The 20,707-nt window shown below is 49.8% G+C and carries 24 protein-coding genes; 3 read left to right on the forward strand and 21 right to left on the reverse strand.

From position 1 onward, the window contains the following. Positions 1-79 precede the first annotated feature (79 nt). The 12 genes from ftsY to SPSYN_RS02250 form a co-directional block, all read right to left on the reverse strand. Positions 80-1,015, reverse strand: a complete 936-nt coding sequence (gene ftsY / locus SPSYN_RS02195; protein ID WP_161820856.1) for a signal recognition particle-docking protein FtsY — start codon at positions 1,013-1,015, stop codon at positions 80-82. A gap of 45 nt (positions 1,016-1,060) precedes the next feature. Further along, complete coding sequence (gene rnc / locus SPSYN_RS02200) at positions 1,061-1,795, reverse strand: ribonuclease III (protein WP_243152873.1); 735 nt, start codon at positions 1,793-1,795, stop codon at positions 1,061-1,063. Beyond that, complete coding sequence (fabF, locus tag SPSYN_RS02205; protein WP_161820857.1) at positions 1,773-3,026, reverse strand: beta-ketoacyl-ACP synthase II; 1,254 nt, start codon at positions 3,024-3,026, stop codon at positions 1,773-1,775. The genes rnc and fabF overlap by 23 nt, the downstream gene beginning before the upstream one ends. Positions 3,027-3,118: 92 nt before the next feature. After that, positions 3,119-3,352, reverse strand: a complete 234-nt coding sequence (gene acpP, locus SPSYN_RS02210) for an acyl carrier protein (RefSeq protein WP_161820858.1) — start codon at positions 3,350-3,352, stop codon at positions 3,119-3,121. Between the two features lie 22 nt (positions 3,353-3,374). Next, positions 3,375-4,118 (reverse strand): 3-oxoacyl-[acyl-carrier-protein] reductase, encoded by a 744-nt coding sequence (fabG, locus tag SPSYN_RS02215; RefSeq protein WP_161820859.1) that lies wholly within the window; start codon positions 4,116-4,118, stop codon positions 3,375-3,377. Positions 4,119-4,122: 4 nt separating this feature from the next. Beyond that, positions 4,123-5,058, reverse strand: coding sequence for an ACP S-malonyltransferase (fabD, locus tag SPSYN_RS02220; RefSeq protein ID WP_161820860.1), 936 nt, complete (start codon positions 5,056-5,058; stop codon positions 4,123-4,125). Then, positions 5,058-6,005 (reverse strand): enoyl-[acyl-carrier-protein] reductase FabK, encoded by a 948-nt coding sequence (gene fabK, locus SPSYN_RS02225; protein ID WP_423828269.1) that lies wholly within the window; start codon positions 6,003-6,005, stop codon positions 5,058-5,060. The genes fabD and fabK overlap by 1 nt, the downstream gene beginning before the upstream one ends. A gap of 2 nt (positions 6,006-6,007) precedes the next feature. Further along, the gene (locus tag SPSYN_RS02230) at positions 6,008-7,030 is read right to left on the reverse strand and encodes a beta-ketoacyl-ACP synthase III (RefSeq protein WP_161820861.1); all 1,023 of its coding nucleotides are present in this window, start codon (positions 7,028-7,030) and stop codon (positions 6,008-6,010) included. 4 nt (positions 7,031-7,034) lie between these two features. Continuing rightward, the gene (plsX, locus tag SPSYN_RS02235) at positions 7,035-8,039 is read right to left on the reverse strand and encodes a phosphate acyltransferase PlsX (RefSeq protein WP_161820862.1); all 1,005 of its coding nucleotides are present in this window, start codon (positions 8,037-8,039) and stop codon (positions 7,035-7,037) included. Next, on the reverse strand, positions 8,023-8,613 hold the full coding sequence (gene fapR / locus SPSYN_RS02240; protein WP_161820863.1) for a transcription factor FapR: 591 nt from the start codon (positions 8,611-8,613) through the stop codon (positions 8,023-8,025). The genes plsX and fapR overlap by 17 nt, the downstream gene beginning before the upstream one ends. A 139-nt stretch (positions 8,614-8,752) precedes the next feature. Further along, positions 8,753-8,929 (reverse strand): 50S ribosomal protein L32, encoded by a 177-nt coding sequence (gene rpmF / locus SPSYN_RS02245; RefSeq protein WP_161820864.1) that lies wholly within the window; start codon positions 8,927-8,929, stop codon positions 8,753-8,755. Between the two features lie 21 nt (positions 8,930-8,950). Next, positions 8,951-9,466 carry a YceD family protein gene (locus SPSYN_RS02250; RefSeq protein ID WP_161820865.1) on the reverse strand — a complete coding sequence of 172 codons (516 nt, stop codon included), beginning with the start codon at positions 9,464-9,466 and terminating at the stop codon, positions 8,951-8,953. Between the two features lie 256 nt (positions 9,467-9,722). Between SPSYN_RS02250 and ylbJ the strand changes: the two genes are divergently transcribed. Beyond that, the gene (gene ylbJ, locus SPSYN_RS02255) at positions 9,723-10,961 is read left to right on the forward strand and encodes a sporulation integral membrane protein YlbJ (RefSeq protein ID WP_243152875.1); all 1,239 of its coding nucleotides are present in this window, start codon (positions 9,723-9,725) and stop codon (positions 10,959-10,961) included. A gap of 46 nt (positions 10,962-11,007) precedes the next feature. Here the strand turns inward: ylbJ and SPSYN_RS02260 are convergent, their stop codons facing one another. The 3 genes from SPSYN_RS02260 to rsmD are packed head-to-tail and all read right to left on the reverse strand — an operon-like array spanning position 11,008 to position 12,549. Then, on the reverse strand, positions 11,008-11,460 hold the full coding sequence (locus tag SPSYN_RS02260) for an ATPase (protein ID WP_161820866.1): 453 nt from the start codon (positions 11,458-11,460) through the stop codon (positions 11,008-11,010). A 13-nt stretch (positions 11,461-11,473) separates the two neighbouring features. After that, positions 11,474-11,956 (reverse strand): pantetheine-phosphate adenylyltransferase, encoded by a 483-nt coding sequence (gene coaD / locus SPSYN_RS02265; RefSeq protein ID WP_161820867.1) that lies wholly within the window; start codon positions 11,954-11,956, stop codon positions 11,474-11,476. Positions 11,957-11,997: 41 nt separating this feature from the next. Further along, on the reverse strand, positions 11,998-12,549 hold the full coding sequence (gene rsmD / locus SPSYN_RS02270; protein WP_161820868.1) for a 16S rRNA (guanine(966)-N(2))-methyltransferase RsmD: 552 nt from the start codon (positions 12,547-12,549) through the stop codon (positions 11,998-12,000). 231 nt (positions 12,550-12,780) lie between these two features. On the opposite strand from rsmD, the gene gpr reads away from it, so the two are divergent. After that, complete coding sequence (gpr, locus tag SPSYN_RS02275; protein ID WP_161820946.1) at positions 12,781-13,707, forward strand: GPR endopeptidase; 927 nt, start codon at positions 12,781-12,783, stop codon at positions 13,705-13,707. Between the two features lie 153 nt (positions 13,708-13,860). On the opposite strand, the gene SPSYN_RS02280 is transcribed toward gpr, so the two are convergent. Together SPSYN_RS02280 and recG are read right to left on the reverse strand one after the other, a co-directional pair. After that, positions 13,861-14,106 carry an alpha/beta-type small acid-soluble spore protein gene (locus SPSYN_RS02280; RefSeq protein WP_161820869.1) on the reverse strand — a complete coding sequence of 82 codons (246 nt, stop codon included), beginning with the start codon at positions 14,104-14,106 and terminating at the stop codon, positions 13,861-13,863. A 113-nt stretch (positions 14,107-14,219) separates the two neighbouring features. Continuing rightward, positions 14,220-16,307 (reverse strand): ATP-dependent DNA helicase RecG, encoded by a 2,088-nt coding sequence (gene recG / locus SPSYN_RS02285; RefSeq protein WP_161820870.1) that lies wholly within the window; start codon positions 16,305-16,307, stop codon positions 14,220-14,222. A gap of 122 nt (positions 16,308-16,429) precedes the next feature. On the opposite strand from recG, the gene rpmB reads away from it, so the two are divergent. Beyond that, positions 16,430-16,621: a 50S ribosomal protein L28 gene (gene rpmB, locus SPSYN_RS02290; RefSeq protein WP_161820871.1), complete on the forward strand. Its 192-nt coding sequence runs from the start codon at positions 16,430-16,432 to the stop codon at positions 16,619-16,621. 163 nt (positions 16,622-16,784) lie between these two features. On the opposite strand, the gene ribH is transcribed toward rpmB, so the two are convergent. The 4 genes from ribH to ribD all read right to left on the reverse strand — a co-directional run bounded on the left by ribH (position 16,785) and on the right by ribD (position 20,658). Beyond that, positions 16,785-17,255, reverse strand: a complete 471-nt coding sequence (gene ribH, locus SPSYN_RS02295) for a 6,7-dimethyl-8-ribityllumazine synthase (protein ID WP_161820872.1) — start codon at positions 17,253-17,255, stop codon at positions 16,785-16,787. A 40-nt stretch (positions 17,256-17,295) separates the two neighbouring features. Then, positions 17,296-18,513 (reverse strand): bifunctional 3,4-dihydroxy-2-butanone-4-phosphate synthase/GTP cyclohydrolase II, encoded by a 1,218-nt coding sequence (locus tag SPSYN_RS02300; RefSeq protein ID WP_161820873.1) that lies wholly within the window; start codon positions 18,511-18,513, stop codon positions 17,296-17,298. Between the two features lie 205 nt (positions 18,514-18,718). Continuing rightward, complete coding sequence (locus SPSYN_RS02305) at positions 18,719-19,387, reverse strand: riboflavin synthase (protein ID WP_161820874.1); 669 nt, start codon at positions 19,385-19,387, stop codon at positions 18,719-18,721. Between the two features lie 167 nt (positions 19,388-19,554). After that, entirely contained in the window at positions 19,555-20,658 is a 1,104-nt protein-coding gene (gene ribD, locus SPSYN_RS02310) for a bifunctional diaminohydroxyphosphoribosylaminopyrimidine deaminase/5-amino-6-(5-phosphoribosylamino)uracil reductase RibD (protein WP_423828270.1), read from the reverse strand. Between the last annotated feature and the right edge of the window lie 49 nt (positions 20,659-20,707).

Here is a 20,707-nt window from a genome sequence, read left to right on the forward strand (position 1 = left end):
ATATTACTTACAGAATGTCCGGTCCAAGAAAAAGACGCCTTGCAGCGTCTCGTGTCCTTAGTCGATGATTTAATACAACCTACTGCTCCGCTGGTTTATTATCTCTGGCAAAGAGGGCATCCACAAATTCCCGGGCGTCAAAGGGACGCAAATCGTCAATGCCTTCCCCAACACCGATCATCTTAATAGGAATATCTAAACCCTGTTTTATAGCAATCACAACTCCGCCCTTGGCAGTACCGTCCAATTTAGTCAGAGCGATCCCTGTTACTCCCACGGCCTCCTTAAAAAGGCGGGCCTGACTAATGGCGTTCTGTCCTGTGGTAGCGTCCAGCACTAGCAAAACTTCGTGGGGGGCGTCCGGCATTTCCCGGCCTATCACCCTGTGTACTTTTTTTAATTCTTCCATCAAATTGCTTTTAGTGTGTAACCGGCCAGCGGTGTCCACTATCAGCACGTCAATTTTCCTGGCCTGGGCGGCGTGCATCGAATCAAATGCCACTGCGGCGGGATCAGAGCCCTCGGAATGCTTAATTACCGCCACTCCCACCCGGTTACCCCATATTTCCAGCTGGTCAATAGCAGCCGCCCGGAAGGTATCTGCAGCGCTGAGGAGTACACTTTTGCCGTTGGCCTTAAAATAATGGGCCAGCTTACCAATGGTAGTCGTCTTGCCCACGCCATTGACCCCCACCACCATAATGACGGCCGGCTGGGCGCTGTTAATATTAATATCGGTGGATGCAACGCCCAAAATATCCTGGATCAACTCCTTGAGCACGGTATACAGGTCTTCCGGGTTGCTGATCCGCCGTGATTTAACCTCAGCCCGTAAATTTTCAACTAGTTCCAGCGAAGCATCAATGCCGACATCCGCCTGGATCAGGGCTTCTTCCAGCTCCTCATATAGTTCTTCATCAATTACCTTGCGGCCGGTGACAATAGAATCAATTTTTTCAACAAAGTTTTTTCTGGTCTTGCTCAGGCTTTCCTTTAATCTACCGAAAAATCCCATTGATAAACCTCCCGGTTAATCCTGTGCCATCACGCTACTGCACGGTTAAAGAATCTTGGGCGCGTAATTGATCAGAGCCATCTTGGCCGCCTGCTGTTCCGCTTCTTTTTTCGTCCGGCCGCGGCCCCAACCCATTCTTTTACCTTGGTAGTCTACCGCTGCAGTAAAGATTTTATCATGGTCGGGGCCTTCTTCGTCAATAATCGAGTACTGGATAGGATCGGCGCTTTTCCGCTGAAGCATTTCCTGCAGGTCGGTTTTATAATCACGCACAGTATGACCTGATTTTACCTCTTCAATAATATCGGCAAGCTGCTGCAGCGCCACCCGGCGGGCCTCTTCAAAGCCCGCATCCAGGTAAACAGAACCCAGCAGGGCTTCAAAGGCGTCCGCCAGTAAAGCAGGTCTTTCCCGTCCGCCGGAGCGCTCTTCGCCCCGTCCCATAAAAATATAACGCCCCAATTCCAGGCGACGGGCTACCGTGGCCAGAGATGGTTCACATACCGTCAGGGCACGCATTTTAGTTAGCTCGCCTTCTGACTTGTGGGGTAACTGGTTGTAATAATAATCGCTTATAACCAATTCCAGAACGGCGTCACCTAAAAACTCGAGCCGTTCATTATTTTGCTCTTCCCGGCCTCTGTTCTCATAAGTAAAAGAGCTGTGCACCAACGCCAGGCGCAAAAGTTCCGGATTGCGCCAGGCGTAGTGCAATTTGGTTTGCAAATCTTTAACTATATCAGTAAAACGCTCCATCTTAGCTATCCCTTTCCGCAACATACCTTTCTATCACCAGAGTCGCGTTATGACCGCCAAAGCCAAAGGAGTTGGTCAAGGTCACAGCTAGATCAGTCTTGCGGGCTGTGTTGGGCACATAGTCCAGATCACATTCAGGATCCGGCTCGTTTAGGTTAATGGTTGGAGGAATTAAGCTATTTTTAATGGCCAGCACACATACCGCAGTTTCCAGGCCGCCGGCCGCGCCCAGCAGGTGTCCGGTCATGGACTTGGTGGAGCTGACAGCCAGTTTGCGGGCATGTTCGCCAAATACTTCTTTGATGGCCATTGTCTCTAGCTTATCACCCAAATCTGTGGAAGTGCCGTGCGCGTTAATATAATCCACCTTTTCCGGGGCAAGCCCCGCATCCGCCAAAGCCGCCCGCATGGACTGCGCAGCACCCTTGCCTTCGGGATCGGGTGCAGTGATATGATAAGCGTCGCAGGAGGCGCCGTAACCGGTAATTTCAGCCAGGATCTGAGCACCCCTGTTTAAGGCATGCTCCATTTCTTCCAGAATCAAGATAACAGAGCCCTCAGCGATAACAAAGCCGTCACGACCTTTGTCAAAGGGACGGCTAGCCCCCGCCGGGTCATCATTGCGGGTGGAAAGGGCCTTCATGGAGCAAAAGCCGGCCACGGCCAGCGGGGTTAGCGGTGCTTCAGTGCCCCCGCTAATCATTAAATCAGCCTGCCCGCGCTGGATGATTTTAAAGGCATCCCCCAGGGCATTGGCGCTGGAAGCACAGGCGCTGGTGGTAGTCACGTTGCAGCCGCGCAAACCGAAATTTATGCCCACCTGGCCGGAAGCCATATTGGCAATCATCATTGGGATAAATATCGGGCTCACCCGGCCAGGGCCGCGATCCATAAGCACCTTGTGCTGTTCTTCCAAGGTTTCGATACCACCTACGCCGGAACCTAAAATTACGCCGGCCCGAACACGATCAATGGCAGCCAGATCCAGCCCGGCGTTTTCGATGGCCATACGGCTAGCCGCTACGGCATACTGGGTAAAGCGATCCATTCGGCGGGCCTCTTTGCGGTCAATATAATCAGCCGGCTTAAAATCCTTCACTTCGGCCGCAATAGTACTACTATATCCTGTGGTATCAAACCGAGTAATCGGACCCACGCCGCTGATGCCGCTGGTTAAATTTTCCCAAAAATTCTCCAGGTTGTTACCTACCGGAGTTACCACCCCGATACCGGTAATTACTACTCTTTTAAACAACACAAAACCTCCCGGGGTTATAAATTGAAATAAATGGGTATATATATATGACTTGAAAAAAGCCCACCGGTGAACCGGCGGGGCTTTTCACTTTACTGATGATCCAACACGTATTGTACAGCTTCGCCCACCTTGTGTATCTTTTCTGCATCTTCATCCGGGATCTGCAGGTCGAATGTTTCCTCCAAAGCCATAACCAATTCCACTATATCCAGAGAATCCGCTCCCAGGTCATCAACAAAGGATGCTTCTGGTTTTACATCCTCAGGTTCTACACCCAATTGTTCAACAATAATATCCTTAACCCGCTCAAAAACATCTGCCATTATTTCACCCCCTCCCACTTATTTACATGGACATACCGCCATCTACAACAATAACTTGTCCAGTTATATAACCAGCCCATTCACTGGCCAGAAAAGCTACTGCCGTTGCTACATCTTCCGTAGTGCCCAACCGGCCCAGCGGTACACCGCTCAACAGCTGGGTTTTATTCTCTTCCGAAAAATCCGCTGTCATATCCGTGGAAATATAGCCTGGTGCCACAGCATTGACTGTGATATTGCGGGTGCCAAATTCTTTGGCCAGAGCTTTAGTAAAACCAATAAGGCCTGCTTTAGCAGCCGCGTAATTGCTCTGGCCTGCGTTACCGGACAAGCCCACCACTGAGCTAATATTGATGATGCGGCCCCAGCGCGCTTTGAGCATAGGCCGCAGTGCCGCCTTGGTGCAATGGTAAGCTCCCTTTAAATTGATATCCAGTACCGCATCCCAGTCCTGCTCACGCATCCGGGGCAGGAGGTTATCACGGGTAATACCGGCATTATTAACCAGTATATCGATACGCCCAAATTCCTGCAACGCCTGCTGCATCATGGTGTCCACCTGCTCCTGGTTGGCTACATCGGCCTGGTGTATCAGCGCTCTTACCCCCAGATCACGCACCAGCATGGACGTTTCCTTAGCCCCCTCGACATGGCCGGCATAATTCACTATTATGTGGGCGCCCAGCCCGGCTAAGGTCACGGCTACTGCCCGGCCAATGCCCCGAGAAGCTCCGGTAACCACGGCAACTTTACCGCCCAGATCCATCTGCTTATGCCTCCTTCAGGCGTGTAATCAGCGGTTCCGGATCCCCTTCACCGTTTATATTAATGATTCCGCTTGATTTGTCAATCTTTTTCAGCAGACCGGCCAATACATTGCCAGGCCCGATTTCTACAAACATTCGATAGCCGTCGGCGACGAACCGGCGTATGCTTTGTTCCCATAATACCGGGTTGGAAACCTGGCGGATCAGTCCGTCCCGTACCTGCTCCGCAGTGGTATAATAATCCGCATTGATATTAGCCAACACCGGGATCTCCGGGTTTTTGATTTCTACCTTGGCCAGCTCAACCGCCAGCCTTTCACCAGCCGGGGTCATCAGACTGCTGTGGAAAGGAGCGCTCACCGGTAACATCATGCAGCGCTTCGCGCCCAAGCTTTTCAGGGTTTCCTGTGCTTTTTTCAGTGCACTAATTTCTCCAGCCACCACCACTTGTCCCGGGGAGTTAAAATTGGCAGCCTCTACTATGCCGGCCTCGGCAGCCAATCGGCAGCCTTCCACCACTTTGTCAGCATCCAGTCCCAGCACTGCCATCATCCCACCCTGGCCCAGGGGGACGGCTTCTTGCATAAATTTCCCGCGCAGCCGTACCAACCGCACCGCATCGCAAAACGTCAGGGTTCCAGCCGCCACCAGCGCGGTGTACTCGCCCAAGCTATGCCCTGCAGCTGCCGCCGGCCGGATACCGGCCTTATTGAGCACCTGTAGCATAGCGACACTGGCGGTTAAAATAGCGGGTTGTGTATTAGCTGTTTTTTGCAACTCCTCTGCCGGGCCCTGGAAAATCAGCTCTGTAAGGGAAAAACCCAACGCCTGATCGGCTGTATCAAATATTTCACGGACAAAATCATATCTATCATACCAATCTTTACCCATACCCACAAATTGTGAGCCCTGGCCAGGGAACACATAAGCCAACATCATTAATCCACCACCTTGCTGCTATAAGTTAAACGAATAGTTCTTTCTGCCTCATTTATAACACTATTAATAATATCCCGGGCGGGCTCAACTTTCTGCACCATAGCAGATACCTGCCCGGCCATGACCGAACCCATATCAATGTCGCCATCAACCATAGCAAGTTTCATACGCCCTACGCCCAACTTCTCATATTCTTCCGCAGGCGCGCCGGTTTCTTCAAACTCGATAAATTTTTTAGTGAGTTTGTTTTTTAGCACCCTGACGGGATGACCCGTAGGCCGCCCGGTAACAATAGAATCCCGGTCCTTGGACTTAATGATCGCATCCTTAACATTTTCATGGACAGTACATTCAGAAGCACAAATAAAGCGAGTACCCATTTGCACGCCCTCCGCCCCCAGCATCAAAGCTGCGGCCATCCCACGGCCGTCGCAAATACCACCGGCGGCAATCACCGGTACTTTAACGGCATCCACGACCTGGGGCACCAGCACCATAGTGGTTATCTCGCCCACATGTCCGCCGGATTCCATACCTTCTGCTATCAGCGCATCCACTCCTGAACGGGACAACCTTTTCGCCAAAGCTACCGAGGAGACCACCGGGATTACTTTGCTTCCAGCGCTATGCAGTAAATTTAAATACTTGCCCGGGTTGCCGGCTCCGGTGGTCACCACCGCTACCCTCTCTTCCGCCAGCAGGTTGATAATTTCCTCCGCGTAAGGCGAAAGCAGCATGACATTAACCCCAAAGGGTTTACCGGTCAACTCCTTGACCTTGTGCACCTGCTTCCGCACCCACTGGGGTGTGGCCTGGCCTGAGCCGATAATCCCCAACCCACCGGCCTCGCTTACGGCGGCAACCAGCTCAGCGGTGGCTACCCAGGCCATCCCACCCTGCAATATAGGATACTTTATGCCCAGTAAATCGCATACGCGTGTCCTTATACCTATTCCCTCCTACCCCTGCTTTTAGCATCATACCACTTAATCAGCAGGCCGGCCCAAGTAAGTCCCGCACCAAAACCAATGAGGACCACATTGTCGCCGTCTTTTATTTTACCGCCCTTTATCGCTTCTTCTAAGGCCAGCGGAACAGAGGCTGTGGATGTGTTGCCATAACGGTCTACGTTGACAGCTACTCGTTCCATAGGAAGTTTCATCTTTTTAGCTGCATACTCGATAATCCGAATGTTCGCCTGGTGCGGTACTAAAAAATCCACATCATCGTTGGTTAACCCTGCACGGCGCAGCACCTCGACAGCGCCGTTCTCCATTGCCCGCACCGCAAATTTAAACACTTCCCGGCCATTCATGCGCAAATAATTTAATTCTTGCGCTATCGTTTCGCTGCTCGACGGCAGGCGGGAACCACCTGCCGGCATATCGAGAAATTTGCCGCCGCTGCCATCGGAACCCAGCATAGAAGATAAAATACCCCGATCGTGAGGTACCTGGCGCATCACTACGGCACCGGCGCCATCGCCAAAAAGCACACAGGTGTTGCGGTCTCTCCAGTTAATTACCCGTGACATGGTTTCCGCGCCGACAACCAGAACAGTTTTAGCCGTTCCGGCGGAAATAAACTGCGCCCCGACAACCCCACCATAGATAAACCCGGTGCATCCTGCCAGCAAATCAAATGCCCCAGCCTGAGTAGCACCCAGCCTGTCTTGCACCAAACAGGCGGTGGCGGGGAAAAGCATATCAGGTGTGTTGGTAGCCGTAATTATCAAATCTACTTCTTCAGGAAGCACACCGGCATCCTCCAGCGCCCTTTGGCAGGCAATTACAGCCAGGTCGGATGTGGCCTCATGATCGGCCGCGATTCGTCTTTCACGAATACCTGAACGCGAAAAAATCCACTCGTCACTGGTTTCCAGGGTTTTAGTTAAATCAAAATTAGTTAATATCCGTTCCGGAGCATAAGTACCAATGCCCACAATACCAGCGCGAATTGTTTCAACTGCCATCGGCTTACCCCACCTTGTGCTCATTATTGTTAAAGCTATCGCTGATGGCGCTGATCAGCCCATTTTCAACGGATTCCCGTGCCCGGTATACGGCGTTTTTAATGGCCAGCGCTTTGGAGCTACCGTGGCAAACAATGGCTACCCCATTAATGCCCAGTAGCGGCGCACCGCCGTATTCAGAATAACTTAACTTTTTGCTTAATTTTTTTAGAGCTGGTAATGTCAAAACAGCGCCAATTTTAGCCAGATTACTCTGCCGTATAGCCTGACTGATCAATTTCATTAAAAAGTCAGCCAAACCTTCGCTGGTTTTTAAAACCACATTACCAATAAACCCATCACATACTACCACATCAACGATACCCTTGAAAATATCCCGGCCTTCTACGTTACCATAAAAATTCAGCGACGCCTCACGCAACAGCGGGTAAGTTTCCTGAGTCAGTTCATTTCCCTTGGTGCTTTCCTCGCCTACGTTCAAAAGACCCACCCGGGGATTTTCAATGCCTAAAATCTTATGGGCAAAAAGAGATCCCATGATTGCGAATTGCACCAGATGTTTAGGTTTGCAATCCACATTGGCACCCACATCTAGCAATACGGTCACTCCGCCTTCCGTGGGCATCACACTGGCCACAGCCGGTCGGGCAATGCCCGGAATGCGTCCCATGTGCAGCAACGCTGCAGCCATTGTAGCACCGGTACTACCGGCAGAAACAAACGCGCTGGCCTGACCATTCCTGACCAGCTCAGCAGCCATCACCATCGAGGAGTTTTTTTTGCGCCTCACCGCCACGGCAGGTGCATCATCCATGGCAATTACCTCATCGGCATGTACAATCTCTAAACCGGCGCAGTTATCACCCAGCATTTTTAATTCATTTATTAAGATACTGCGGTTCCCGACCAAGATAATTTGCTGCCCGGTATCCTGGTAAGCTTGCCAAGCACCCCGCACAATTTCCCGGGGGGCATAATCGCCACCCATAGCATCAATGGCTATTTTCAAGCCGGTTTACCTCCTCGGATAGGTCAAACACTAAAAATTTTCCTTGAAACACTAATTCTTCCTGAACATGGGAACTGACTCTAATCATATATTTATTGTTTTTTCTTCGTGTGACTCGCGCCCGGGCGACTACTTTTTCGCCCTGGAAAACCGGTCTTTTAAAGCTGACCTTTGAGGTACCGGTAAGCGCCACTTCGGTATCAATCATGGCCAGGGCCAGTGAGTTAGCCTGAGCAAATAAATACTGCCCATCCAGTACCCTAGTCTTGCGCAAGGTCATATCCTCGGTAACTTTAAGCATGGACATGCCCTCTTGGCCAATTTCCAAGCCAACCAACTCACCCACTACCTCATGATCCTCAATGGCTCTCAGTTTGGGATAGGCTCCCCGGGCCATTTTTTTGACGCGCTCCCGCATCTCGGGAATCTCCAGTTCCGCCCGGTCCAGCCTGACAGTTTGAATACTTACTCCCAGCAGTTGGGCCAATTCCTCATCGGTTAAAAATGGGTTGTTTGTCAGATACCTCATTAATAAACTGTGTCGTTCAGATTTTACAACATTGCTTCTACCCATTATCAAACACCTTACCATAGTACCTGTAACTTTAGCACCAGGTATCAAATCAGAGTATATCAAAACTGGGAAAAAAAAGCAACCTGTTTGGGTGTAAAAAAATAAGCCCTATTTAGAGCTTATTTCGGAAAATTTTGTTTTATTTTACAGCCACTACTTCTCTTCCCTTATAGTAACCACAACTGGGACAAACCCGGTGCGGTGCCATCAGTTCATGGCATTGCGGGCAGTTTGTCAGCTCGGGGGCGTCAATTTTCCAATGTGCCCTGCGCTGCCGTTTTTTTTGCTTGGATACTCTCCTCGCTGGTACACCCATACTTCATCCACCCCCTTTTATTTATGACTTCATTAATTCTTGTAGTTTAGCCAGGCGCGGATCAATATCCTGTTGAATGCAGCTGCACTGCTCCTGGTTTAGATCCACACCACATACAGGACATAAGCCCTGGCACTGTTCACTACAAATAAACCGCATGGGCAGGTTCATAATAACTGTTGTCATTACCTCCGGCGTAATATTGATGACATCACCTGAATAGGCTATCCATTCTTCAGTTTGACCACTGTGGGTTGGCTGATTTTTTTCGTAATAGGTTTCACTAAAAGGAAGATTCAGGTTTAGTACAAAATTCTGCAAACAGCGGTTACATGGTACTTTCAGGGCAACCTGCACTTCCCCTTCGACATTAATTGCACTATTGCCCACATTGGTTAAGGTAAGTGCAAACTGCGCCGGTTCCACGAAGATAAACTCGTTGTCATCAAGCAGCAACGCAGGTAATGAGTCCGTAAAAGTTACCTTCCGGCGTTCACCTTTAACCTTTTTCAAACGCTCAACATTTAAAAAGGGCATATACACCCCTCCATAGTTCAACAGGTAAAATTATATAAAATATGGAGGTTATTTGTCAAGGGGCAACCGGTTTCACCATCACCATATCAACCCATTTTTAATTGAACAATTAATGCACTTATTATCAATTTACAATTCTATAAATGGTAAAATCGCCAAACGAAACACTTATTAGTAATAATAAGTTGAATTAGTAATCAGGGCAGGCATTTGCACATAAATCTATAAAAGGTCTCACTTGCAAGGGGGTTCAAAATTGTTTAGGCAGCATTCGAAAAAAAAAATTCCTGCCTCACTGCTGTGGACAGCTCTCGCTTTATTATTTATGGTGGCAATGATTACCCATCCCAAGGATGTGTTCCAGGGTGCTACCATGGGACTAAAAACTTGGTGGAACTATGTCTTTCCTTCATTGCTACCGTTTTTTATTTCCGCTGAAATATTGATGCGCTTAGGTTTTGTTAAATTCTTAGGAGTCTTGCTGGAGCCCATTATGAGACCCTTATTTAATGTACCGGGCAGCGGTGCCTTTGTAATGGTAGTTGGTTTTACTTCCGGTTTTCCTATTGGCGGCATGGTCACCGCCCAGCTGCGCCAGCAAGGCTTATGCACCAGGGTGGAAGGCGAGCAGCTAATGAGTTTCACAAATAATTCGAGTCCATTATTCATGCTGACAGCTGTGTCTGTAGGCATGTTTGGCAAGCCCGAGCTGGGCTTAGTTATCGCCGGCTCACATTACCTGGCCAATCTTCTGCTCGGTTTGGCGCTGCGCTTTTACGGGCGCAACGAGCGGACCCAGCCGCTGACAACAGGTGGTTTCTGGTCGGTGCGCAGCGCCTTTAACGCCCTGCTGCAGCACCAGCGGGCCGAACAGCAGCCCCTGGGTAAATTATTGGGTGAATCGGTGGCATCATCAATCACTAAGCTGATTAATATCGGTGGTTTTATTATTTTATTTGCCGTCATTATACAGTTGCTTAATGAAGTTGGAATCATCGCACGAATCGCCGCCGTGATAGGCCTGATACTAGGTCCCCTGGGCTTTGCACCCGATATTTTAATCGCTCTGGCTAGTGGCTTATTTGAAATGACAATTGGCAATAAATTAGCCTCGGAGGCAGCGGCCACAGAGCTGCAGCAGTTGATGGCAGTGGGAATGATTCTGGGCTGGAGTGGTCTTTCAATCCACGCCCAGGTGGCCAGTATGATAGCTCAGACTGACCTGCGCATGGGAGTTTTTGTGGCTACCCGGATCACCCACGCCATGCTAGCTGCTTTTTTGACCTGGCTTTTTTATCAACCAATTAGCACGGTCAGCCTTTCAACCGTACCGGTTGTCGCCCCTGTGATTACCTGGTCCCAATTTCATACCTGGGTTTTTTCGTTGCATTTATTGCTGGCCATGACGTTTATTCTAATATTTCTAACCTTGATTGGTGTTTTTTATCACGCTATTGCTTCATTTATACAAAGGGATCACCGGATAAAATTTTAGCTCCGGCGATCCCCTGGCAATGCTATGTATGCTTGTATGCTATTCCTTATTCCTTGGGAGAACCTTTTAATTCAGACCGGTTGACCTGTACCTGGACCAGGATGCTATTTATGCTTTCCTCCAGTTCGGCTAAAATTTCATCAGCATAATCTATTGCTCCCTGCTTGATTTGCCTTGCCACTTCTTCACTGCGCTGGCGAATTTCTTCGCCTATTTCTTGTGCCTTACGGGTAACTTCCGAGTCCACCGCCTTTTTTTCCAGCTGCATTTGGGCATCCTCGATAATGCGCACAGCTTCGCGTTTGGAGTCAGTGATTACCTTATCCCTTTCCTGCAGAACCCACTTGGCTTGACGCAACTCTTCCGGCAAGGATGCCCTGATCTGATCTAAATAATCAAGTAACCTGTCTTCATCTACTAAAACCCGTTTAGTCATGGGAACTTTGGGACTGCTTTCAATTAATTCTTCCATTTCATTGATCACATTAAATAAATCCAAAACAGGCACCTCCCTAACGGTTTCTAAATTTTTCCTCCAACCTTTCCCGGATTACTGGCGGCACTAATTTATTCACATTACCGCCAAAAGTGATCACTTCTTTGACTGCGCTGGAGCTGATATAAGAATATTCAGCCCTGGTCATTAGAAAAACAGTTTCTACTGAAGACTGCAAGCTTTTATTGGTCAAAGCCATCATAAATTCAGTTTCAAAGTCTGATAAAGCTCTCAAGCCTCTGATAATTACCTGGGCGTTCTTTTGTTTAGCGTATTCAACTGTCAACCCATGAAAGTGGTCCACAACCACATTGTAATATGGCCGGGTTACTTCTCTAATCATGTCCATCCGTTCTTCTGTAGTAAAAAGCGGGTTTTTACATATATTTGACGATACAGCCACAATTAACCTATCAAACATTATTGCCGTACGTTCAATTATGTCCAGGTGTCCATAGGTAACTGGATCGAAACTGCCCGGATAAATTGCTACTCGCAAGACTTTTGCCCACCTCAGAATATCAGGTTATTAAACCTTTCCTAATGCTGTTGATAAAAAACCAGGGCTGTATCGCCATATTTAAGCCGGCGCTGCTGTTGATACAGGCCTGCATGGTCAGGCATCTCTTCATCTGCCCCAATTTCTATAATAATTAAGCCATCTAAACGCAATACAGGAAATTGATTTAGAGTATTCAACACACCTGCCGCCAGTCCCTGCCGGTATGGCGGGTCTGCAAATACAATATCATAAGTATCTTGTTTGCGCATGGCCGCAGCCAAGGCTGTATCAACATCGCCCAGCACAACCTCGGCGCTCCCGCTTAGCCCGGTAATAGCCAAGTTATCCTTAAGGATACGTAGAACCCGGGAGTCTTTTTCCACAAATAAAACCTTGGCGGCCCCGCGGCTCAACGCTTCTATGCCCACATTGCCAGTGCCGGCATACAGATCCGCAAAGCTGCTGGCAGTCAACCGGCTGCCGAGGATACTAAACAAGGCTTCTTTAACCCGGTCCGACGTAGGCCTAACCGGAAGTTTACCAGGCGATTTTAATCGCCTTTTTTTGGCAATTCCGGCAATTACTCGCAAAACTATCCTACCTTTCCATCAAATCTTATTAATTATATCATAAAAAGTTTGAAGCAAATAATTTAAAGTCAGAATCATCAAAAAAACTGCATATAATTATTGATAAGGGTAAATATAATTGACAAGTAGAGAATAAAAACTGACTTTACCATCAGGCTTTACAAAAACTCATCTTTAGATACGTAGAAAAAGGGTGAATAAACAGTGCTCGACAGCAAATTTTTAAACGCGATGAATATATCATTGGATCTAGCGCTGGAGGCCAGGGAAATTATCCGTGGGGAAACCGGACAGGAAATTCCGGGCGTGCGAGTGGACAAAGATACTTATGATCACGCCACCGTAACCACGGTGCATATTGAAGACCAGAACGCCCAGACAATTATGGGCAAACCAGTGGGTAAATACATAACTATCGAGGCACCGGTGATTAAGGAAAATAACCAGCAGGCGCACCGGGAAGTAGCTGAAATTCTGGCTGAGCAATTAAAAAATCTGATTAATCTGCCCATGGAATTAAACGTTCTGGTAATTGGACTGGGTAACTGGAACGCCACGCCGGATGCGTTGGGGCCTAAAGTTGTCGACCAGTGTCTGGTCACCAGGCATCTATATAATTATGCGCCCCAGGAACTCCAGGGCGGCATGCGACCTGTTAGTGCTTTGGCCCCTGGGGTACTGGGCACTACCGGTATCGAAACCGCTGAAATAGTCCGCGGAGTGGTGGAAAAAACACGTCCTTCGTTAATCATAGCCATTGACTCGCTAGCCGCCCGCAGCGTCGACCGTATAGCTACCACCATTCAGGTGGCCGACACCGGAATCAACCCGGGCTCGGGTATCGGCAATAAACGGGCCGGCATTAACCAGGAAACCATGGGTGTACGTGTTATTGCCATTGGCGTGCCCACAGTGACCCACGCGGCGATTATCGCTCAGGATGCCATCGAAAAGTACATTAATAGCACCGGAGGCCAGCCCGGAGATGCCAGCTCAGCCATCAAAAATGTACTGGAACCTTTTGGCAGCAACCTCACGGTCACTCCCAAGGAAATTGACATTTTAATTGAGGATACCGCTCAAATTATTGCCGGCGCCATTAATATGGCTATGCATCCCGGCATCAGCCCGGAGGATTACGGGTATTACCTGCACTAGCCCGGAAAAGAAAAAACAAGCGCCTTACCGCTTGTGTTTTGCCCTCTGCCAGGCGACCAAACTTAAACTAAACTCGGACCAGCCACCTGACAGAGGCCTAATTTTTTATTTACGCGACATGAAACTTGATACTTGCAATCTTAATCTTAACCATTAGGGGGTAGGCTGCTGGTTGGTAACCTGTGGGGTAGCCGGTTGCTGTCCCTGGGCCAAACTCTGTTCATAAGCAGCAACCATTTTCTTAACCATATTGCCGCCAATCGCTCCATTAACCCGGGAAGGCAGGTCACCCATGTAACCACCCTGTGGAACCTGTACGCCCAGTTCACCGGCAGTTTCCCATTTAAATTGTTCCATACCCTGAGAAGGTATTAGCTTTCTGTTACGATTTTGAGCCATGCTTGACACCTCCTTATTGTTGATGGAACTAGTATGTGATTTTTGCGCTTATCTATGAGCGGTACATTTTGTGCAGACTGGTTTTGTTTGCGTAAAAAATATAATCGTTTTTTTTAACCGATATGTAGATAACTGCTCCCCTCTTGATTAAAGCGTTCCAAAGCAAGCCGCAGCAAATGATATTCCCCGGTCCTAAAGTCGGGATCAGCGCTAATTAAAGCTCTGGCCTGACGGCGGGCCTCCCTGAGCAACTCCCGGTCCCGGAGCAAATTAGCCAGCCTAAATTCGGGCAGGCCGGATTGTCTAACCCCGGCCATATCGCCAGGTCCCCGTATCTGTAAATCTTTTTCCGCAAGGTAAAACCCGTCCTGACTGGTCTTCATAGCTTTAATACGCTCCGCTGCCTCCCGGGAGCGTAAACGGGCTGCTAATATACAATGCGCCTGCTCGGCGCCACGCCCCACCCGGCCTCGAAGCTGGTGCAGCTGGGCAAGGCCAAACCGGTCAGCGTCGACAATGACCATCACACTGGCATTAGGCACGTCCACCCCCACTTCAATCACAGTGGTGCTGACCAGCACATCCAGCCGACCGGCTCTGAATTGCTGCATAATCACTTCCTTGTCGGCTCTTTTCATGCGTCCATGCAGTAACGCTACCCGGCACCTATGCAGTGCCCCTACAGCAAGCTGTTCATATAAATCCACAGCTGCCTGTAGGTCCACTTTTTCCGACTCCTCCACCAGCGGGCAGACCACATAAGCCTGGTGTCCCTTACTAACCTGTTGGGCTACAAATGTAAAAACCCTAGGCAGTTCTTCGGGTGCAACAAAATAAGTACGCACTGGCTGCCTGCCGGGAGGCAGAGCATCAATTACCGATACATCTAAATCACCGTAAACGGTCATGGACAAGGTGCGCGGTATCGGTGTAGCGGTCATAATCAATAAATCGGGATACACGCCTTTTTTCTGCAAAATGCCCCGCTGTCTCACCCCAAAGCGGTGCTGCTCATCTATAACCACCACGGCCAGTTTTTTAAAAACCACATCTTCATGTAACAGCGCTTGCGTGCCTACCGCAATGGCCACTTCCCCTGCCGCAAGCTGTTCCAGCAGGGCGCGGCGCTCCCGGGCAGGCAGGCCGCCGCTGAACAGAGCTACTCGCACACCCAGGGGGGCTAAAGCGTTATCCATGGCCAGGTAATGCTGCTCAGCCAGCACCTCGGTGGGCGCCATGAGCGCCCCCTGCATGCCGTTTTCCACCGCTTTGAGCAGGGTTAGCACGGCTACCACCGTCTTGCCCGAGCCCACATCACCCTGCAGCAGCCTGTTCATAGGGTGGAGACTGGCCATGTCGGCCATAATTTCACCCACCACCCGGCTCTGGGCGGTAGTTAAGGTGAATTTTAAGCCAGCCAGGTATTGCCGGGTCAGCCTGCTGTCCGGGCCATATCGGTGCTGCTTTTCCACCCGCACGATCTGGTGGCGCAGCAGAGCAAGCTGCAGTTGAAATAAAAACAGCTCTTCAAAAATAAAGCGCCGCCTGGCCTGTTCGGCTAAAGCATGGCTGTCCGGAAAGTGTACCTGCTTTAAGGCCTCGGGCAAGGCCATTAAACCCACCTGCTCCAGCACCTGGCTGGGCAAGAATTCCCGGTAGCTGTGCTGCCATTGTTCCAGGGCAGCGTGCATAAAGGTGCGCAGCATCCGCTGGGTAATTCCGCTGGTGGTGTGATAAACCGGCACAATGCGCCCGGCATGTATTGCATCACCTTCACCGGTGATGATTTCGTAGTCCTGTACCTGCACCTCAAGATGGCCAAAGTTCCTTTTTAATTTGCCGCTGATATACAACTGAGTGCCCGGTTTTAATGCTTTTTTCAAGTGCAACCGGTTAAACCAAACGGCATAGAAAACACCCCGGTCACCTTCCAACGCTGCCTTGGTGATGGTTAGATTTTTGCGGGTCCGGTTTTCCTGACAGCTGAGCACCCGGCCCAGCACAGTTACGTTATCCCCAGAAGACAGGTCAAAAGGTGAGCGCAGCTGACTGCGGTCTAAATATTCTCTGGGGAAATGATACAGCAGGTCATGCAAAGTAAACAATTTCAGCCGGGCCAGCTGCTCTGCTCTTCGGGGTCCAACCATTTTCACGTATTGAACCTGGATAGTATAAGGATCTCCGGCTTCCCAATTACTCATTGCGCATTACTCCCCAGCATTTAATGTCTTTGCATAGTAAACTTCACCGGTTAAGCTTTTCTTGCACAGCTTGCCGATATCTGATAGAATAAATAAGTGTTGTAAAGGAGGAGGTGTTGACTATGGCCAGGAAATGCGAAATTTGTGGTAAAGGTGTTGCTGTCGGTATGCAAATCAGCCACTCCCACATCCGCACCAAAAGAACCTGGGCACCCAATCTGCAAAGGGTAAAAGCTATTGTAAATGGCTCACCGCGTAGAATTATGGTTTGTACCAGGTGCCTCCGTAGCGGGAAGGTACAGCGGGCCATTTAATATTCAACAACTAAAGGTAAAACAACAAAACGGCGTAAGCCGTTTTTTACTTTTAGTTAATAACTTTTTTATGTAACTCACGAGTTATATTGCGCTGCCGGCTCCTGTTCGTTCAGGCACCGGCAACGCTTGGTCAGTTTAGCGGCAGGGCGGCTATGGCAGATTACGACCCAAAGGTTTTGTTTAAATTGGCCATTTCAATAGCGGTTACGGCAGCATCCCAGCCTTTATTGCCCGCTTTTGTTCCTGCCCGCTCAATCGCCTGTTCAATTGTATCAGTGGTAACCACACCATAAATGGTGGGGGTACCGGTATCCAGACCTACCTTGGCGATTCCCTTGGACACCTCGGCGGCGACAAAATCAAAATGCGGAGTGGCGCCACGAATGACTGCCCCCAGACAAATCACCGCGTCATATTTGGCCAGGTCGACCATGCGGCGGGCTACCATCGGAATTTCAAAAGCCCCCGGCACCCAGGCCACTTCCACATCCTGCTCAGCCACACCGTGACGTTTCAGGGCATCCAGGGCCCCGGATAGCAATTTACTAGTAATAAATTCATTAAAACGCCCGACAACAATACCTACCTTTAAGCCCTCGCCAACCAGGTGGCCTTCATAAAACTTAGGCAACAAGATCCTCTCCTCACGTTAATAAGTTGTTAGACAATGGTTACGATGATTTTTTATTTACATCTTCCACAGATAATAAATGACCCAATTTTCGTTTCTTGGTACTCAAATAGAATTTATTTTCACGCCCGGGGCTAATCTCGATGGGCACCCGGCCTACCACATGCAGACCGTGTCCTTCAAGACCGGCTATTTTTCTGGGGTTATTGGTCATCAATCTAATCTTGTTTAAGCCTAAATCCGCCAGGATCTGGGCACCAATACCATAATCCCGCAAATCGGCGGGGAAACCCAGCGCCTCGTTGGCTTCCACTGTATCTTTACCTTCATCTTGCAATTTATAGGCTCTGATCTTATTACTCAGTCCAATCCCCCGTCCTTCCTGGCGCATGTACAGCAGCACACCGACACCTTCGTCTTCGATAATTTCCAAAGCCGTGGCCAGCTGGTCACCGCAATCGCAGCGGGTAGAGCCAAAAACATCGCCGGTCAAACATTCCGAGTGCACCCTGACCAGCGGAGCCTCCACACTGGCTAGATCTCCTTTAACCAGAGCAATATGTTCTTCATTGTCCAGCAGACTCTCATAAGCTACTGCCGTAAATTTGCCATACCTGGTAGGTAAATTGGCAGAATCCACCCGGCGGATTAACTTTTCGTGCCGGCGCCGGTATTCAATTAAATCGGCGATAGTGGCCAACTTTAAATCATGCAGCCGGCAAAATTCAATGAGTTCCGGAATACGGGCCATGGTACCGTCTTCCTTCATTATCTCACAAATCACCGCTGCCGGATACAAACCGGCCAGCCGCACTAAATCCACCGATGCTTCGGTGTGTCCGGCCCGCCGCAGCACACCGCCCTCTTTGGCACGCAAAGGAAATATATGACCTGGACGACGGAGATCCTCAGGCCTGGTATGGGGATTTATTAAAGCAGCCACCGTGGCCGCCCGTTCATGGGCGGATATGCCGGTGGTGGTATCCTTATGGTCAACGGAAACGGTAAAGGCCGTACCATGCGCATCGGTATTATGTGTTACCATGGCCGGTAAATCCAGTTCGTCCAATCTGCTCCCGGACATGGGCACGCAAATTAAACCTCTGCCGTGGGTGGCCATAAAATTAATGACCTCCGGGGTGGCCTTTTCGGCTGCCACAATAATATCCCCTTCATTTTCCCGATCCTCGTCATCAACCACCACTAACATCTTGCCTTGTCTGATGATTTCAATAGCTTCTTCGGTAGTGCAAAACATTATATTTCATCCTTCCGTTTAATTAATTGCAGGCAGCCATCATCATTTTAACAATTTCTTAATTCGGGGGGAGATTTAACTCCTCTGAATTTTAGAACAATGCATGACTTAGTTGGCGTTGTACTCCCACTTAAACGGTCATGGGACACACCTTTTCAAGGAATGTCCCCAATTAATGTGGGAGACTTACGCTAAGTTAGTCAGGTTAGATAAATCCGTGTTCCGCCAGCAGGTCCGCAGTTACGCCGCGCGGCCCTGTTTTTGAGCCTTCGTTTTCCTGGCGATCGGTCGCGCCCATCCAGCGCTCCACGTATTTGCCAATCATATCACCTTCTAGGTTAACCTGCTCCCCCGGTTTCTTTTGCCCTAAAACAGTAGCGTGGGAAGTATGGGGAATTAAAGACACTCTAAAAGTATCATCATTATGGTCAACCACTGTTAGGCTGGTGCCATCCACAGCCACCGAGCCTTTGGTAACGATATAACGCATTACCTCCGGCGGTGCAGCAATAGTAATCAAAGTAGCGATATCCTGTTTTTCCAGGCGGGAAATGGTCCCTACCCCATCAATATGGCCGCTGACCAAGTGGCCACCCAGCCGGTCGCCCAGCCGCAGCGCACGCTCCAGGTTAACCCTGTCACCTGGCTGCAGCATGCCCAGATTGGTCTTAGCCAGTGTTTCGGCCATTACATCAGCGGTAAAGGAACCCACATCAAATGCCGTAACTGTGAGACAAACACCATTAACGGCTATACTATCGCCCACTTGGATGCCATCCATAATCAACCCGGCCTTGATCTTCAAACGGGCTGAGTCGGCCCCCCGGCGCAACGCAATCATTTGCCCTTTTTCTTCCACTAATCCGGTAAACATTTTAATCACTCCGTTGAAGCAAGTTCTTAATTCAAGGGGAGATTCAACTCCACTTGAACTTTTGAACTGCAAATGCATGACTTAATTGGCTTTGTACTCCCACATTAATGGGGACATTCCTTGAAAAGGTGTATCCCCTGACGATTAAGTGGGATACTTGCTCCAAGTTAGTCAAGCTTAACCGTGTAACCTTCGACACAAATATCTTCCCCACATCGGGTTAAGTTAATGTCTTGTATGGACAGCGCATCCTGCAAGTGGACTATTCCCGGACCGCCCACCGGTCCGGGTGCGGATGTACCGCCGATAATCTTGGGGGCGATAAACCAGTAGACTTTATCCACCAGGTGGCCGGTAATAAACGCACCGTTAACCCGGGCACCACCTTCCACTAACACACTGGTAATTTCACGCTGCCCCAATTCCTGCAACAAAACTGCTAAATCAATGCCGTCTTTTCCACCGGGCACTTCTAAAACCTGGGCCCCGGCTTCCTGTAACGCTCGGACTTGCTCCGGTGGTGCTCCAGGGACTGTAACAATAATGGTCGGAGCTTCCGAATGCTGGTTAATCACCCGGGCTGAAAGTGGGGTTCTGGCCTGGGAGTCCAGCACCACCCGGACTGGGTCTTTACCCCCGCCTTCCGGTAACCGGGTAGTGAGAGCCGGGTCATCGGCCAGTACAGTGCCTGCTCCCACTAAAATGGCATCATACCTGTCCCGCAGCTGGTGTACATATGCCCTGGCCGCTGTCCCGGTAATCCACTGGGATTCCCCCCGGACGGTGGCTATTTTGCCATCCATACTCATAGCGGTTTTCAAAACAACATAAGGCAGGCGGGTGGTGATATATTTAATAAACACTTCATTAAGCCGGCAGGCGTCCGACTCCAGCACACCACTAGTTACCGCGATACCGGCGTCCTTAAGCTTTTGGATACCCTGACCGGCCACCAGAGGATTTGGGTCGGTCATAGCCACCACCACCCGGCTAACCCGCGCCTGAATGACGGCTTCAGTACAAGGCCCGGTTCGGCCATGATGGCAGCATGGCTCCAAAGTCACATACAAGGTCGCACCTCCGGCTAGTTCTCCGGCTTCCCTCAGAGCGTGAATCTCAGCATGGGGCGTTCCGGCCCGGGCATGATAACCCTGGCCAACCACCCGGTTATCTTTAACCACCACGGCGCCCACCATGGGATTAGGGCTGGTACGTCCCATCGCTCTGGCCGCGAGGTCCAATGCCATCTGCATGTATAGCTTATCTTCAATGCTCAATTATCCACCCTCTTTAGCCTGTTAACATCAGGTTAGCTACGTT

Origin of the sequence: Sporotomaculum syntrophicum (assembly GCF_009932395.1) — a bacterium.
Taxonomy (GTDB): domain Bacteria; phylum Bacillota; class Desulfotomaculia; order Desulfotomaculales; family Desulfallaceae; genus Sporotomaculum; species Sporotomaculum syntrophicum.

Bases quoted from the DNA above. Each gene is read 5' to 3' on its own strand.
- ftsY (WP_161820856.1), bottom strand. From the start codon at position 1,015: ATGGGATTTTTCGGTAGATTAAAGGAAAGCCTGAGCAAGACCAGAAAA.
- rnc (WP_243152873.1), bottom strand. From the start codon at position 1,795: ATGTTGCGGAAAGGGATAGCTAAGATGGAGCGTTTTACTGATATAGTT.
- acpP (WP_161820858.1), bottom strand. From the start codon at position 3,352: ATGGCAGATGTTTTTGAGCGGGTTAAGGATATTATTGTTGAACAATTG.
- fabG (WP_161820859.1), bottom strand. From the start codon at position 4,118: ATGGATCTGGGCGGTAAAGTTGCCGTGGTTACCGGAGCTTCTCGGGGC.
- fabD (WP_161820860.1), bottom strand. From the start codon at position 5,058: ATGATGTTGGCTTATGTGTTCCCTGGCCAGGGCTCACAATTTGTGGGT.
- SPSYN_RS02230 (WP_161820861.1), bottom strand. From the start codon at position 7,030: ATGGCAGTTGAAACAATTCGCGCTGGTATTGTGGGCATTGGTACTTAT.
- fapR (WP_161820863.1), bottom strand. From the start codon at position 8,613: ATGGGTAGAAGCAATGTTGTAAAATCTGAACGACACAGTTTATTAATG.
- rpmF (WP_161820864.1), bottom strand. From the start codon at position 8,929: ATGGGTGTACCAGCGAGGAGAGTATCCAAGCAAAAAAAACGGCAGCGC.
- SPSYN_RS02250 (WP_161820865.1), bottom strand. From the start codon at position 9,466: ATGCCCTTTTTAAATGTTGAGCGTTTGAAAAAGGTTAAAGGTGAACGC.
- gpr (WP_161820946.1), top strand. From the start codon at position 12,781: ATGAATATATCATTGGATCTAGCGCTGGAGGCCAGGGAAATTATCCGT.
- SPSYN_RS02280 (WP_161820869.1), bottom strand. From the start codon at position 14,106: ATGGCTCAAAATCGTAACAGAAAGCTAATACCTTCTCAGGGTATGGAA.
- recG (WP_161820870.1), bottom strand. From the start codon at position 16,307: ATGAGTAATTGGGAAGCCGGAGATCCTTATACTATCCAGGTTCAATAC.
- rpmB (WP_161820871.1), top strand. From the start codon at position 16,430: ATGGCCAGGAAATGCGAAATTTGTGGTAAAGGTGTTGCTGTCGGTATG.
- SPSYN_RS02300 (WP_161820873.1), bottom strand. From the start codon at position 18,513: ATGTTTTGCACTACCGAAGAAGCTATTGAAATCATCAGACAAGGCAAG.
- SPSYN_RS02305 (WP_161820874.1), bottom strand. From the start codon at position 19,387: ATGTTTACCGGATTAGTGGAAGAAAAAGGGCAAATGATTGCGTTGCGC.